Annotated in this window: 11 protein-coding genes; 1 reads left to right on the forward strand and 10 read right to left on the reverse strand. The window is 42.7% G+C overall.

Translation table 11 applies throughout. From position 1 onward, the window contains the following. Positions 1-210: 210 nt before the first annotated feature. From RB620_RS19615 to RB620_RS19630, 4 genes are all read right to left on the reverse strand, one after another. Positions 211-1,080: a polysaccharide deacetylase family protein gene (locus RB620_RS19615; protein ID WP_308097222.1), complete on the reverse strand. Its 870-nt coding sequence runs from the start codon at positions 1,078-1,080 to the stop codon at positions 211-213. A 328-nt stretch (positions 1,081-1,408) separates the two neighbouring features. Then, complete coding sequence (locus RB620_RS19620; protein WP_308097285.1) at positions 1,409-1,666, reverse strand: fluoride efflux transporter FluC; 258 nt, start codon at positions 1,664-1,666, stop codon at positions 1,409-1,411. Between the two features lie 98 nt (positions 1,667-1,764). Further along, positions 1,765-2,151, reverse strand: a complete 387-nt coding sequence (locus tag RB620_RS19625; protein WP_308097223.1) for a fluoride efflux transporter FluC — start codon at positions 2,149-2,151, stop codon at positions 1,765-1,767. Between the two features lie 830 nt (positions 2,152-2,981). Continuing rightward, on the reverse strand, positions 2,982-8,537 hold the full coding sequence (locus tag RB620_RS19630; protein WP_308097225.1) for a DNRLRE domain-containing protein: 5,556 nt from the start codon (positions 8,535-8,537) through the stop codon (positions 2,982-2,984). 630 nt (positions 8,538-9,167) lie between these two features. Between RB620_RS19630 and RB620_RS19635 the strand changes: the two genes are divergently transcribed. Continuing rightward, on the forward strand, positions 9,168-10,016 hold the full coding sequence (locus RB620_RS19635) for an N-acetylmuramoyl-L-alanine amidase (protein WP_308097227.1): 849 nt from the start codon (positions 9,168-9,170) through the stop codon (positions 10,014-10,016). A 577-nt stretch (positions 10,017-10,593) separates the two neighbouring features. Here the strand turns inward: RB620_RS19635 and RB620_RS19640 are convergent. From RB620_RS19640 to RB620_RS19665, 6 genes are all read right to left on the reverse strand, one after another. Continuing rightward, positions 10,594-11,229, reverse strand: coding sequence for a pentapeptide repeat-containing protein (locus RB620_RS19640; RefSeq protein WP_308097229.1), 636 nt, complete (start codon positions 11,227-11,229; stop codon positions 10,594-10,596). Positions 11,230-11,357: 128 nt separating this feature from the next. Then, positions 11,358-12,326 (reverse strand): aldo/keto reductase, encoded by a 969-nt coding sequence (locus RB620_RS19645; protein WP_308097286.1) that lies wholly within the window; start codon positions 12,324-12,326, stop codon positions 11,358-11,360. Between the two features lie 111 nt (positions 12,327-12,437). After that, positions 12,438-12,821 carry a MerR family transcriptional regulator gene (locus RB620_RS19650; protein ID WP_308097231.1) on the reverse strand — a complete coding sequence of 128 codons (384 nt, stop codon included), beginning with the start codon at positions 12,819-12,821 and terminating at the stop codon, positions 12,438-12,440. A 488-nt stretch (positions 12,822-13,309) separates the two neighbouring features. After that, the gene (locus tag RB620_RS19655) at positions 13,310-14,233 is read right to left on the reverse strand and encodes an NHL repeat-containing protein (RefSeq protein WP_308097233.1); all 924 of its coding nucleotides are present in this window, start codon (positions 14,231-14,233) and stop codon (positions 13,310-13,312) included. Positions 14,234-14,315: 82 nt separating this feature from the next. Further along, entirely contained in the window at positions 14,316-15,167 is an 852-nt protein-coding gene (locus RB620_RS19660; protein ID WP_308097235.1) for a phytanoyl-CoA dioxygenase family protein, read from the reverse strand. A 139-nt stretch (positions 15,168-15,306) separates the two neighbouring features. Next, positions 15,307-16,197, reverse strand: coding sequence for an AraC family transcriptional regulator (locus tag RB620_RS19665; RefSeq protein WP_308097237.1), 891 nt, complete (start codon positions 16,195-16,197; stop codon positions 15,307-15,309). Positions 16,198-16,243: the final 46 nt, after the last annotated feature.

The following is a 16,243-nucleotide window of genomic DNA, read 5'->3' on the forward strand; positions in this document are numbered from 1 at the left end:
CAAGTTGGTCAATAGGCAGCCTGCCGCCTTCGCACGGCCGCCACCACCGAACTTCACTCCGATCTCTGATACGTCCACTTTGTAATAAATTCTGCGTAGGCGGAGCTTTTCACCCTATATTCAGATCGAGATGTGTAATCCAGATGCGCGTAACTTTCCCGAGCTCATTGACAGTTCGAGTGGTACATGTTATGCCGCATTCGAGCTATTTTATTTTTTTTCCGGCAGATTAAACATTTGCGGAATCGTAACAAATTCCGCGCCTTCTCTCTTTAAGAGGGGGATAAGTGCGTCCACCGCCTGGACCATCCCAGAGAGGTCCTGCGTCCAGTGACCACCGCTGTGCATAAGAACGATGGCGCCCGGATGCAAATTACTCAAAACATTTTTCTGCACGGTAGCGGAATCGATCTGCGTCCAATCCATGGAATCGGCTGACCAGCCGATGACGCTGAATTTCATTTTCCCAAATTCTATTAGAAGCTGCTCATTCAACCCACCGTACGGTGCACGAAAGAGCTTCGGCGAATACCCTACCACTTTTTTAATTTCTGCGTCTGTTTGCGTAACCTCCCACCTCATGCGGTCAATGCTTTCCTGCCACAGTTTTGGATGCCAATACGTATGGTTACCAATAGAATGACCTTCCTGATAAATTCTTCTCGTTATATCCGGATGACCGGCTACTCTGGAGCCCATTAGGAAGAATGTCGCTTTAACATTATGCTTCTTAAGAACATCCAGCACTTGCGGGGTGAAACGGCGGTCAGGACCATCGTCAAACGTTAGCGCTATACGATTTTTCTGCAAGGAACCACGGAGCACAAAAATATTCGGGAATTTCTTCTGGAGCTCGTAATTGCTGATTGGGCGAAGAACACGTTCCGTCGTCTCGGAACCTCCCGCCAGCGCATTCATGTTGCCGGCAACACTCGGCTCTATCTCATCGGCGGATTTTATTCCTAATCCGGAAGGCATGTTTTGAATGTGCATATGTTGCTTTTGGCCAGCATTGGAACATGCAGAAAGAATTGCAAGTCCGATTAAGATTGGTGTATAACATCTTTTCAATTTCAGCATTGAGGCACCTCCATGTAAATCATTTCCCTTCTAATTTGGATGATTTGACATGGAAATATTCTTAGATGGACCATATTGATACAGAAAAAACAAGGTCAAGTGAAGCCTAATTTGAATTTATTCCAATAAAGTGTTTAGCTGATTGAACCAATTTTATGAAGCAGATAAAGGATCCGCCGCAGTACAAATTCTTTTTCTATTTTTTGAGCTCCCGTTTAATGAAAACAGGGAGCAGCGACGATCTGTTCCCCGCTAATTCAACTATCGTATCCGTTAACTCTTTGCATTTTCAACCCGATATTCACTCGGATTTTGCTTATATTTTCGATCATTTTAGTAAAGTAATGCCTCCAAAAGCACACAATAGTCCCAGCAGCACAGAAGTGACCACATAGACCCCAGCTTTTACTACTTCCCCTTTTTGGACAAGTTGGATTGTTTCGTAGCCGGAAGTCGAAAAAGTCGTATATGCACCACAAAACCCTGTTCCGACCATCAGCCAAGCTAAGTCCGAAATTTCGTGGTTAACGTGTAGGGAAACCAGAACTCCTAAAATAATTGAGCCGGTTAAATTAATAACCCATATTCCCTATGGAAACATCGATGTTACCTTGGAACTTATCCATTTACCCAGGTGAAAACGAGAGAGTGTTCCTACAACGCCACTAAGACCATTAAGCCAAATCATGCCGTTCCCTGCCTCCTTTTCACCTTTGCCAAACGAATACCGGCAATAATCAACAATAACCCTCCAATTATGCTTAACAGAATATACAAGGCGGCAATGAAGAAGTGTCCACTTTGTATAAGATCAACGGATTGGACCGAAAACGTAGAGAACGTGGTAAAGCCCCGGTCACTCCAGTTCCTATTCCAAGTCGTATTTCGAGGGGGGACGTTCCAGCGCACTAATGTAACAGTGAAAAACCACCCTAGGAAGAAGCTGCCTAAGAGGTTAATAATCATAATGCCTAGTGGGAAACCACTCGATAGCGGAGGAATAACGTTTCCAAGCTCATATCTTAAGATCGTCCCAATAAATCCGCCAACCACGAGCGCAATTAATTTCATTTACAACTTCCTTTCATCAGAAGCACAAGGCGGTTATGGCGAACTCTATCGCCTGGTGCGTGATGCTGCAAGGAATGCATCGACAAGCTCCCGTTTTTTCCTTGAGGTTTATTCGCACACGCCCTTCTCAGACATACCATGATGTCTGTAAATTGAAAATACGACTGTATGATCCGCTTTTCCCCATTAACTCGTTATGCGACCCTTGTTCCTGAAGCTGGCCACTTCATGACGAATATTAGATTTGCCAAATTTGCTACTCCAAGCCTATGGGTATGCGTGGCGCACCTAAAAGAAGGTCGCATGAATCGCGACCTTCAATCACAAACTTTTTAAATTTATCTTTAATATTCAACTCTGCATCAAGCACTCTCGAGACGATGCGCAATTGGAAGGTCGATTCGTACTACCATCAAAGTTGATGCGTATGTGTAACCGTTGAGGCTGTCAAAACGTCACCATTACTTTACTCGTTATCGCAGTCGCTTTTGCTGGTATTCATATTTATTACAACCGCCATCGTAAGTCAAGTCAACTATCTAGCTCAAATTTTGAGGTTGAGCCTAAAGGAAACTTACATATAATAAAATCAAACCAATCAATATTGAACCTAACCCTTTTAATAAGTCATTGTTTAACAATACTCGCGTAAATATTTCAGTTAATATTACATTACTATCAGTACTTTTTAATTGTTTATATAAAGTAAAAATTTGATAAAGATAATAAATTCCAATATACATTGAACATAAACTAAGGATAAAAAGAAAAATATTCATGTTATCTCCCTTTCTTAAGAAATACCGGCACTATACAGTGCCGGATCGAGTTTACAAAGAATTCCGATAACCTGCTGTGTTTTCCCCCCAAAGAGGGAAAGTTTCTTCAAACAATACCGTATACCAATTTGATTGACTACTCTTATATTTCTGAGTATTTTTTTCAATCATTTTAATTAGAAAATTCTTTAGGAGCCTTTTACTTGTTACATATACCAATCCCGCAGTTAATGCTGCACCACCTGTACCTGCTACAACTACTGCCCAGAGCGCATCTAAAAGTTTATCTGAATAAAAATCGATTCCTTTTACTAATAATCCACCTTTTGTAATTTTAAAATGGATTCTAGCCCAGTTCCAACCAGATCTGAAGGCAATGTACATTCCGTAGGCATATTCTATTTTCTTATATGCGTGCCCGCTAGGATCATAATAGTTTACTGGGTTATTTTTTGAATATGCATACTGATTCAAGCTAATTGGTTCTTCTTCAAAGCCATGGAAAGTATCTCTTGTAATAAATCTGCCTATATTAGGATCATAATACCTAGCCATCAAGTAATACAGCCCCGTAGATTCATCATACCTGTATCCCGAATACCTGTATGGATTTATCGAAGCCATTGTACCTGACTGTGAGATAATATTACCCCAAGCATCATACTGATACTGAGCTACTGTATTGCCGCTGGCATCAGTCATCGCAGTGACACTACTGTGCCCATCCACATGATAGTAATAGGTGGCGCCATTGTACCTCATTGTAACCGGTTTACCGGCAGCATCCCAGGTATATTCGGAAGTAATGTTATTATTTGTATCCGTAACATAAACAACCTTATCTCCATCGTAATGGAAATTAGAAGTAGAACCAGAAGCTGTCATGCTTATGCGTCTGCCCTGATCGTCATAGGTGAAGGTCGCTATTGTGCTACCGCCGGTATTTTTCACCTCGATAAGCTGGTTCACTTCATTATACACGTAGGTCTTAGGGCCATTGCTAGTGAGATTCCCGTTAGCATCATACGTGTACGATTGACCGTTTACTGCAGTAAGCTGGTTGCCGCTATCATAAGTGTAGTTTGTAATATTAGCGCCAACCATTTTCTTCGTTCTGTTTCCTGCCGCATCATACTCGTAAGTGATTGTAGTTCCATCCAGTAATGTTTCCTGAATCAACTGGTTCAATGCATCGTATTGGTACGATATAGTGCCAGAATTCGTTACGATACTAGTCCGGTTGCTGTTGGCATCATAAGTGTAAGCATAGGAATCCAACACTGCACCGGCTGCATTGTAGTTTTTCATCACCGTCAGCCTGTTGTCGGCATCGTACTCATACGAGGTGTAGGTCCCATTGCTGGATCTGGCTGATATGACATTGCCTCTCTCGTCGTATACGAACTTGACAAGGTTAGAGCTGTTTCTTGCTAATGCCGTCAACTGGTTTAAGCTGTTATAAGTGTAACCGTGTGTTACCGAAGACGCTCCTGCAGTAAGAGTCAGGGATGTCAGGTTACTGTTATTGTCATAACCGTAATCAAACCTGTTATTCGCACCTTCAGACATCCTTGTTACACGGTTATTCTTGTCGTAAGTGAAGTCGGTAGTTTTACCCGCGGCAATGTTACTTATTGAGGTAACATCTCCATTGATGTCGTAGGTGTAACCCCACTTCTGCACTCCGTTATAAGATACTCCGTTTAGGCGGTTCAATGCGTTGTAGGAACTCGTTATGCTGTCGCCTTTTGGATAAATCACCTTCGTATTCTGTCCGTTTTTATTATACCCTAACTGTATAGCCTGGTTTAACGGGTTTGTTATCATTGAAACCCGATTGAACTCGTTATACTCATAGGTTGTTGTTTTGTTCCTTGCATCAGTGACCGTAGTCCTGTTCCCAGCATTGCCATATCCATAAGTGGTTATTCCGTTCTTTGCATCTGTCACCTTAGTAAGAAGGTTCCTGCTGTCGTATTGGAATGAAGTCGTCTGATTTTTCGGATCCTCTGCAGTCATCACATTCCCAAAGGCGTCATAGGTGTAATCTGCAGTATTCCCCAGTGGATCTTTTACACTGGTCACGTAGTTGCCGTTTGTATCATAGGTGTTAAAGGTATGGGAAGCCCCGATCTCCAGCCTCGATGCATCAAACCACGCTGTACCGGTCTGATTGTAGTAGTAATAGTATACTTCAATCCAATCAAAAGACGCTGTTGGATTGACAGTAGCTGCTACGTGCTGCCAGCCGGAAGCTGCCTTATCGAACGCATTGGAATTGTTCCAATCGGTTACCCCACTTGTATAGTGGATCGCCACCTGCATGTTGTAATAGCCTCCACTCGGGTTCGCACCCGACTGTTTCGACCAACCTAACAGGGTAAGCTTCGTATTAGCATCACCCGAGATATTTATCCGCTGCTTGATATATTTGTTTACTCCGCTTTGCCCGGTTATCTTATAGGAATAGGAACCGATATGCTTCTCCGCGGTATCTTTAACATCGCTCGATGTCAAAGCGCCCCTGTCCCAATTGTCGGGATAGTTGTCTGCATTAGCGTCGCGCTCGAAGCTGGAGTTATCAAGCAGGTTATAGGCGCTTAATACAGTCCCTTTTTCAAGCTGTATTCCATCAAAATAAGCTGTACCTGTACCAGGATCCATACCTGCCGATACTTTAATTTTCGCTGTTCCGGCCGGAATGCTGTCAACGACAGCCTGCACGCGAGTCCAGTCATGGGTTCCCTTTAATGCGTAAGATAATTGCTGGCTGATCCATACGTTTGACGAGTTATAGAAATCGACTTTTATAAGAGAATTGCTGGTTGTACCTGTTGTTTTTGCATACCCGCTGACGATAAATTTATCTGTCGCGGTGACAGATATAAAATCAGAGGTAACTACCGCCCAACCCGTTGGATTTGATATACTGACACCTTTATTACCGTATTTAGCCGTACCCGACCATGCAAAGGTTGCCGTCTTTCCTGTATCAACCAGCTGGGACCAGTTATCAGGCCAGTTATTGGAATCGCCATCCAACTCAAAGCTTGAATTTGCCAGCAAGTTATCAGCTGCTGCCATCATATTTGTCGAGTACTCAAGGTTACCGTTCAACAAATACCTACTTGCGGCAGTCTGAGTGTAAGGATCTGTTGATTCCGTTTGATTATTGCTTGCGTCATAACTGAAATTGCTTGTGTTCAAGTTGAAATCCCGTGAACTAATCCTATTGTTCTGGCTGTCGTAGGTGTGTATCTCCGACTGATTTTCAGGAAGCTGTACACCGGTAACATTCCCGTTCGAGTCGTAGGTATACACATAGACATTTACGGGATTGGTCTGCTGTCCAGGAGGCGTCACACCGGTAATATTGCCGTTCCCATCATAAGTGTAAACAAAAGCATAGGCATAATTTTCCGTCTTATTGACATTGGCTTCCTTTACCTGCGTGAGATTATTATTATTATCATACGCATAGGTTGTAACCGCTTTGTTTGCCGTATCCTGTGGATTTTCCGCAATTTGGACGATATTATTGCTGGAATTATAAGTGTAGTCTTTTCTCCGCCCTTCACCATCAATGACCGACGTAACACTGTATGCCGTGTAATAGTTATAATTAGTGGTGCTGGTCTGTACAGCACCATCGATCGTGATCGGCCTGCTGAAGCTGGTTACTCTGTCATTTGGTACGTCATATCCTACAGTTGTTGTTATATTTCTCTGGTCGGTTATGGTAGTCATGTTATGGGCAGAGTCGTAGCCCATTGTTACGAACTTTCCAGCCGGGTCGGTAACCTTTGTCAGGTTGTATGACGCATCATACTCATAGTTTACCGTACGATTGGCCGAATTGTAGGTTATACTTGAAACATAACCGTTAGCGCCGTAGGCAATGGTTGTCGTCCTGCCCGAAGCATCGGTGATCGTTGTAAGCTTACCTGAAATGTAGCTATAAGAAGTCGTATTGTTATTAGTATCTACCATAGAAGATATTTTACCGCTGTTATTGAAATTGATTTTTGTACCGTCGGTTCGGGTTACCGTATAGGTATTGTCGCCATTCTTTACTAAGGTCAGGTATACCCCTCCGGCAGCTACATAACCTCCTCCAACTGCCTGTCCGAAGATATGAAGTGTGTCATCTCCGTCTATAAGCGTAATGGGACCGCTGCCTGAATCGACAAGCTGAGCTTCCACATTACTCTTCCAGCCATATCCGAACATACCTGCTACATTGGATTTACGGCTGTTGTAAGACCGATCAATGCTAACAGGCACACCTCTTCCGGGTATTGAAAAGTCGGTTTGTTGAAGTACGAAGTTTCCGTTTGTTGGATTTACGCCATCTTCTGTATAGCCCCAGAAATCCTCAAGTCCGATGGGATCTATTGTATAATTGATCGTAAGTCTTGGCGTATTGGTGCTTGCGTTAACCGTATTGAACGACCTATAAGGAGATGTGCCCTCATTCTTCTGCTTGAGCATGAATCCATAGTTTGGCAGTACACCATTATACCAGTCCTTCGCTAACTGGGTTATATCCCACTGCCAGTATGTACCGGATGCATTGCTGGTTACGGTCGATTCGGGCGTTGCATGGATTGTAGGCTGAGTATTCCATGTTACAGAACCCGTCCAACCGGAGGTTATTTTCAACAGGTCTACAGAGACATTGGTAGACTCTACTCTGGTCTGGTAAGCGTTGAAGTTTGCACTTGAAATTTTACTGTCGCTGGGGAGGCTCGGCAGATAAAATTGCTGCAGAGACCGCATCGTGCCATAATAGCCGCTATCATTTCCTGTATACATCAACGTATTACTCGAATAGGACGAAGTGGGAAACGCACTGGAAACGAATGTATCCCGCAATATATTCCAGCTGTCGATCGTCGGGTCTATGGTAATGGGATATTGTGTGTCGGGATCTTCAAGGAATGTCTTGTCGGCTGTAACATCGACATAGGTTTTTCCGTTTTCATTTCGGAGCGTCAATGTAACTTTATCCGAATATTTACCGTTTGCATCGGTCATAAAGGGCTTTTCAAAATACCAGATTTTGTTGCCTTTGTTATCTCTAAATAGAATCGTTCCGTCCTTATCAACCGAAGCAGTTATTCCGCTCATCTTCAGTTCATATGAAAATACATTTTTGTTGTTATATTTGTTCAGAATGATGTCTTCCTTAACTGCGTCACCTTTTACCTGATATCGGACATCCGTATCCTTATAAAGTCCGGCATAAGTGATTTTGTCTTCTTTAATTGAGCCTTTGACTTTGTTTGCCAGTACAGGAACAATTGCTAGACTTTTACCTTCCTTTTCAACAGTAACAAGGTCACCTAATTCTGAATTGTCGGCAAATGTGGCGTTGAAGTCGTTAGCTCCGTTTTCATACTTCCCGGAAGTCTTTGCCTTAAGACTGTTATCGATCTTCTTCCACTTTTTATCTGCCCGATCCTGGTAAAACTTCGGCTCGAGATAGATTTCTTCAGTAAAGCTGCCATCCGGGTTGAGGAACCTGGTGGAGTATTTTGTACGCTTGCTTGTTAATTCCAGCTTTTCCTTAGGAAGTTTATTCGGTATTTCACCGATATCAGCCACAAGCTTGTTCTTCTGGGAAACACGCTGCGATTCTTCAGGGGAAGCAAGCGCACCAGATGCTCCAATAAGATTTGATAATAGAGTACCCCTCTCGAATGATGTGTAAACTATTATGACGTAGATAATATACCACGGTCTGCCTTCGGTTAATATCTAAATACTGCTGGTAATTAAACCTTTTATTGGGTTAAGTTTTAATACTGGAAACCAGCTCACCATCCGAAAACTTCGTTAAGGTCTCATATCAACAAGTGTGAATTTTCACTCTGTGTGATTGGCTAAGAATGAAGTAAAGCTCTTCCTGCTAATTGCCTCTGAGACCGCCAGCCGCGATAAGATTGACCTTGCTAACCGAACATCGTCGGAAGCCAGATTTCATACTAAAGCGCCGTGCCTCTCCGTGCATGTCGCCCACTGATCGTTCAGCGTATAGCAACTCCTACAGCGCCCCCTGCTTTGCAAATGTCGCCTGTGGATCTCCGGTATAATGTGTAATGTTTCGACCACTAAAACGTCGCATTACTTGCCGCAATTTGATCCAGTTTGGTGAAGTGCCTCATGCATAATTGGCATGTCTACAGTGGATGATAATCAAAAACCAAGGATTTAAATTATAGAGGAGTGCTTATTTTGAAACTGGGCAGTTTCTTTTCGGTCTTTTTTGGATGCATGATCTTAATAGGATGCAGCGGCCAAAGCACGGAGCCGGCACCGATCTCGGAAAACAAAAAGCAGTCACTCAATCGTGGCATTTCACAAGCTAGTACAAATGTCGGCTCTGTCTCAATACATAATTATTACCTTCCACCAAAATATTCGTACCCCCGGACTAACCAAGTCACACATGTGATGATTCACTTTATTTCGAATGCCGTACAAAAACCGCAGAACCCGTATAATGTAGAAGACGTTTATCGCATTTTTCTTACCTACGGAGTCTCCGCTAATTACATGATTGGACGGAACGGAGAAATTTACCGATTGGTGAGTGAAGACCGCGTCGCATTTCACGCTGGAAAAGGCATGCTTCCAGGATTCCCAGAGTACCAAAACAAAATGAACGAGTATTCGATCGGAATCGAGATGTTAGCGATTGGAACACGGGATGAGATGCTGTCTATCATGCCTGAAAAAACGTATGGTTTGATCTCCCCTGCTAATATTGGATATACCGATGCTCAGTATTACTCCCTAAATCGCTTATTGAATGAAATTATTAAACGCCACCCTACAATTCAACGGAACAGAAAACATATTGTGGGCCATAACGAGTATGCTCCGGATAGAAAAAAGAATCCTGGGAAGCTATTTGATTGGTCACGCATCAATATTAGTCAGCCTTATACAGTGAAGCCAGGTGATACTTTGTGGAATATTTCGAAAAAATTTGGTGTAAGTATACAAGCGATTATTAAGTATAACAATCTAAATCCGAACACTTACCTCAAAGTTGGGCAAAAGTTAATTATTCCTCAATAATGCTTTAGAAGGGGCCGCGGCCCCTTTTCGTTTCATGGTTAAAGATGCAATTCCTATAATTAGCTTAGGGGCAGATTGTACCAATTTCTCAATGTGGTTGGACCCTATGCTCTTGTTAGCCTCCTGCAGCATGTGCCCGCTTAAGTGTAATCCTCTGAGCTTCGTTTTAAAGGTTTTCCGGACGCTGCCTGATTTCCTCTCATTTCGGCTATGGATATATGTTCTTGTCCTTATCGGTTAAGGATATAAGTTCTTGTCCTCAAGTTTGGATAAGAACTTATATTCTTAAAACAAAAAAACCGCGATTTACGCGGTTTCTGATGCATATATGTTCTTGTCCTCCGACATTTGATTTGTTTAGTTCACTGTCCCTCTAGATAACAACTTGGTACAAATCAAAAGCAAGACATCTGCTGTTGTGGATGATGGCAAATGTCTTGTCGTTGTGCTAAAGTGTACCTTACTTCAATAAAAATAGCAGCTGATCCTCTGATCGGCTGCCGCTGTTTGTTGAATGAGCTATCGTTCTCGTTACCTTAATAATGATCCATGGTATTTGTAGCCTCTTAAGTATCGATTAACGAATAATCATTCCCATAAGCCCCACAAAAGTTGAAGCTTGATGACTAGCGATAATACAACCATCTAAACCCTCAGCCTCTACACTTAGTACATTAAAGCTACAATCGCTTAGATCGACTCCCTTTAATTTTGAACCGATCATATAGACTTGATCGATATTACAATGGGCAAAAAATATTTTTTGAAAAGTAGAAGTGTAATAGTCAGCGCTTATTAATGAACAATCTTCGAAGCTCACCTGTTTAAATTTAGCGAAGCGAAAATACGAATAATCACCTAAGCAGTTCAGAAAACGAACATTTTGCAATCTACTTTGAGAGAAATTTGTACCAATAAGTTTGGAATTTATAAATTCAGTACGATTTATAAATGAAGTTGAAAAATTTATATTTGAAAAATCACAATTCTCAAAAACAGTATCTGTAAGTTCGATTTGTTCCAACGATGAATCTGTAATGGTTACATTTCTTAAAATCATTTTATCTAAAGAAACTTTGACTGCATCTTGATGTTCAATGGTTATATGTTCAATTACTCCATTATTAATCTCATCTCTTGACTCTAATGAATCAAGAGACATTCTTACAAGTAACTCAACTGGAATTTTAGGTTGCTCGATCTTAGTTTTCATACTTTCCTCCATTTTTACTTTAATGAACAACGGCAACCGATCTTGCCGGTTGCCGTCGTGTCTTGCGGAGCTTCGTTTTTCATTACCTTAACTGCAAATACTAGGTAAAATGTGTAGCCTTGTGTATCTTATAGATTCACTGCCTTCATCCCATCTTCAGGCATACGTTCCCCTGCTACAGCAATTTTAGGACTAACCGATTCAATCCGTTGGAGATCCTCTTTAGTAAGAATAACATCCGCTGCAGCTGTATTTTCCTCTAGATTTTTGATGCGCTTCGTTCCCGGAATCGGTAGTGCTCCATTTGCGATCGTCCAGGCTATAGCTAATTGGGATGGTGTACAATTTTTCTCCAATGCGATCTCCTTGATCTTGTCAACGATTTCCACGTTCTTCTTGAAGTTTTCTCCTTGGAATCGCGGCAGCCATCTGCGAACATCATCGTCGGCCAAGTCTTCGAACGTACGTAGTTCACCGGTGATAAAGCCTCTGCTCAGTGGACTATATGCCACAAGCGTAGTGCCAAGCTCAATTAATGTTGGGGTGATCTCTTCAACATCTCGACTCCAAAGTGAGTATTCTGTCTGTAAAGCAGAAATAGGATGAATGGAATTAGCACGACGAATCGTGGATGCTCCTGCCTCCGACAGACCGAGAAATCGCACTTTACCAGCTTTAACGAGATCTGACATTGCTCCTACGGTCTCTTCAATCGGAACATTTGGATCGACCCTATGTTGATAATATAGATCGATGTACTCCATGCCTAAACGCCGGAGGCTTTCATCAATCGATTTTTTTACGTAGTCGGGATGCCCACTCAGTGGTCCAAAATTTGGGGAAAATCCGAACTTGGTTGCTACAATTGCTTGATCACGCCGTCCTTTAAGTGCTTGTCCAAGCAACTCCTCATTGTGCCCATTTCCATAAACATCTGCGGTATCAAATAAAGTGACGCCTAGCTCTAGAGCCCGATGAATAGTCTTTATCGAATCATCATCATTAACACTTCCGTATACTCCTGGTGACATTCCCATTAATCCTAGTCCAATGGACGAAACAGATAAATCAGAATTCCCTAAAGTTCTTGTTATCACAAGCTCACGACCTTTCTTGGTTATATGCCTAAATATTGTTGCAATCACAACCTCACCTACACTTGCAATAAGACTATACCAGTTAAAGTATTGTTTAAGTCAAACAGGAAATTATATGGTGAATTTTTGCGGATCCTTTTTAAGAACGAGCACATCATAAAGGATTATTTTATTATTTATTTTCTCAAGATGATTCAAAGTTAAAGCTAATTTCTCCTCAACACTTTGTTTATGTTCCTGTAGTATTTGTCTTCTCTGTTCCAGAGTGTTGTCACCTTCATATGCCATATGAAGGTATTCTTTAATCTTCTCTAATGGCATTCCAGTATCTTTTAAAGCAACAAGCAGATTCAACCACTCTATTTGGGAATCATCGTATACCCTTCGTCCATTAGTATCTCGACGAATCTCAGGGAGAATTCCTTCGTTTTCATAAAATCGTAAAGTTGAAGCGGAAATATCAAACATTTTTCTAACTTCATTTATCGTGTACAATTTGATGATCTCCTTTATGTTAAAGTTCACTTTAGCCCATTCTATATTAATCACCAGAGTACCACAATTTATATTCATACGATTTAATAATTGAACCATAACAAGCTTTGAGCTACACTGCCTCTTCAAAAAATGTGTTATTTCAAAGCTTATTGGCATTGTTTGTTTTTGTCACATTATGGATTGATCAAGGAGTTCTTGTCATGAACAAAAAAATGAACTTCAACAAAAAAAGTCGCTCGAATGTGCGACTTTTTCCAAAGATCACCTTTCTCCCTTCCCATTCCTACGCCCATTAGACAAAAATGGCCGTCTCTTTAGTTTTCATAGGATAAATACTTATAGATTTTTGACTTCTCAATCTTAAATCAATCAGATGTTGTACGAAGAACCTGACCATAGGTCAGGTTCTTCGATGATGTTGTATGACATGTTTGTCTGCAGTTGTGGTCCAATGCCTTACATCCGCAAACTCTTCTTGGATGTTTCTATCGTTTGCGGATCAATTTGGTTACGCGACCGTATTGGGTCCATTCGGCGATGAGCACGTTGCCTTGGGAATCTACGCAGACACCGTGCGGGGAGCTGAATCGGTTGTCGCGGAAGTAATCCAGCGGCAAGTTCGGCCAGCCTTGCAGCTTGTACGCCTGCTGATCTTCACCAAGGTGCGTGATCAACTTGTCGTTGCGGTCGAATATCGAAATCCGGCTATGTAGATCCGGGAAGTATACCTCATCGTTGTAATAGTAGAAACTGCACGGCATATCCATGTTCTCGTCGACAAACCGCTTATGCTCGCCCTCTAGCGTGAACACTTGGATCCGATTGTTGCTCCGGTCGGCTACGTATACTTCCGGCTCGTCGTGTCGTAGGTCGATGGAGATGCCGTGCGGGCAGCTCAGCTTACCGGCTTCCGAACCCGTCCCGCCCCAGGAGCGAATACGTTCGCCTTGTGCGTTATATTGGTGAATCCAGTTCTGGCCATAACCGTCCGTCACGTAAATGTCACCGTTCGGTGCAACAGCGACGTCCGTCGGAACGAACTTGTGATCCGCGTCGTATACACCAGGTAGATCCGGCGTTCCGAGTGTCAATAACGGTTCGCCTTCCATCGTTGTTTTCACCATCAATCCTCGGTTGACGTCCGTAAGGTATAGATATTCCGTCCCGCCTTCAGCGTGCAAGAGGAACCCGTGAGCCCCTCCTGCGAACTCTTCCCCCCAGGAGGAGAGATAGTTACCGTCCTTATCGAGCTTCACGACCGCTGGAGCGTTGGTATGGAAAATGTAGATGTTATCCTTGGAATCAGTCACGATTCCGTGTGTGTAGCCGAACTGAATGCTTTCAGGAAGCTTCGCCCAACCTTCCGCAACTTCATATACATGAGTGCCGCCGCCAACCGTTACCGCCATTTTCTTTCCCTCCAAATGAATAGTCGAGATCATTTTTTCGTGTGCTCGCTTGTTTTCTGGTTCTTATATATCGCGACTATCATTAGCGTCTTGCGTCATAAAGCACTGGCCATGCTTCACCTGCGAATAGCTCTCCATCTTTACCGGCCATCATTTGCGCATTAAAATGGCCATCTCCTCTTGAATTGCTAGTGTATCTCGTCTCTCCCGTCATCAGATGCACAGCCATCGAGCGGCGAGCGCTCTCAGTTGCGTTAGGGCCACTGCCGTGAATCGTCAACGCGTGGTGAAAGCTGACCTGACCGGCTTTCATAACAATCGGAACCGTAGTGAAAATTTCATTTTCCGGAATTTCCATCGTTTCCTGCTGTTTCGACATGTTTTGTTCGAAGAAATCGCTTACATTCAGAAGCCCCCATTGATGACTACGCGGTACCATTTGCATACAGCCATTGGACAAGTCCACATCAGTAAACGCTACCCATGCCGTAATGAGCGATGGTTCCTTGCAGCATTGCCAATACGAATAATCTTGGTGCCAGCCCACATTAGCAGTTTCTTTGCCTTTGCCTCTGCCCGGTTTATACAGCAGTTGGTCGTGAAACAACCGAATCGCATCCGCATGCATCAATTTGGCGGCAATAGCTCCGATGGTAGGATCTATCGCAACCTGACGAAGCGTCTTGTCAGACCAATGAGAGTTGTCCGTTTTCCGTAATGCTCTCGGGTTATCCTGACTCTCCAGCCAATTGCATATCGGCTCTCTCGTCGTCTCGTATTCACCCTTGTACATCTTATCTTGATGCTCCTTAATTTGTACGAGTTCTTCCTGCGAAAAAATGACCGGAGACACCCAGTAACCATTCTCGTCAAAAAAAGCAACATCTTGCTCCGAAGGAACACAATTCTCAAGCACTTCACGATGATCTACCATCTGACAACACCTCATCCTCAATTTAAATTTATTTGACTCTGAAATGATCATAACATGCCTAATCTTCTGTTTATTTGGCGATCATGAGCATAAATTTAAATATTTGTATCATCTTTGAACTGATACCAGATGGGACCGATCAACGAGAAGAATTTTGTTTCCGAAACTCGAGGGGGGATTTTCCACAGTGCCGCTTAAAGAATATGCTAAACGTATGGATCGATGTGAAATGCAGCCTCTCGGCAATGGAACTTACCGATTCGCCGGTTTCACGCAGCAAGTGCTTCGCCTTGTCCAAACAGAGAGAACGAATATACTCACCGATGGGTACCCCCAAATGCTGTTTAAATTCCCGGGCCAGATGGGAACGGCTGATATGGAATTTATTTGCAAGGTCTTCGATTGTAAGATCGGCACGAAAATCGGCATGCAAGTAATTTAATATATCGATCATGTTCGAAGTTAGCTTCTTCGACTCTTGATTTCCTACCTGCGAAGAGGCGTTATAGATTCGTACTATGGAGACAAGCAGTTGGATAAACAAACCTTGTACCATCGTATCATTCAAAGGGATTTTCATGCGCAGTTCTTCTAAAATGTTATCGAATATGCTTTTTACTAGACCTTTTTCGTCCTTCTCCACCCGATTGAACCCGATTTTATAATATTCCGCTTCCAAGCTTCTCATGAGCTCGAGATTAAAGCCAAGGTAATACAACCGGAACGGCAAATCTCCAGCAGCTGCTCCCTGATGACTTTCACCTGGTTTCGTTATAAAAAGATCACCCTGGCTAACTTTATAGAAAGATCCGTCTATCGTAAACCAACCTTCTCCACACTCCACATAACATAGTTCGAAATGTTCATGATGGTGGTTGGGTACATGCCATGTTTCGTGTAAAACCACACCGATATAAGATAAATTATCAAATTCTGTTTCACAAGGAAGATCGAAACGAATTTCTTTGTCTGATTCAAACAAACGTGAATCCTTTGGTCTGTTGAATTTGAGGGAATGTTTATTCTCCATCTGGCCACCTCCCATTTGCAAGGGTATTCTAAAAATGGTTCTGGTG

Origin of the sequence: Paenibacillus sp. LHD-117 (genome assembly GCF_030929555.1) — a bacterium.
In the GTDB taxonomy this organism is placed as follows: domain Bacteria; phylum Bacillota; class Bacilli; order Paenibacillales; family Paenibacillaceae; genus Pristimantibacillus.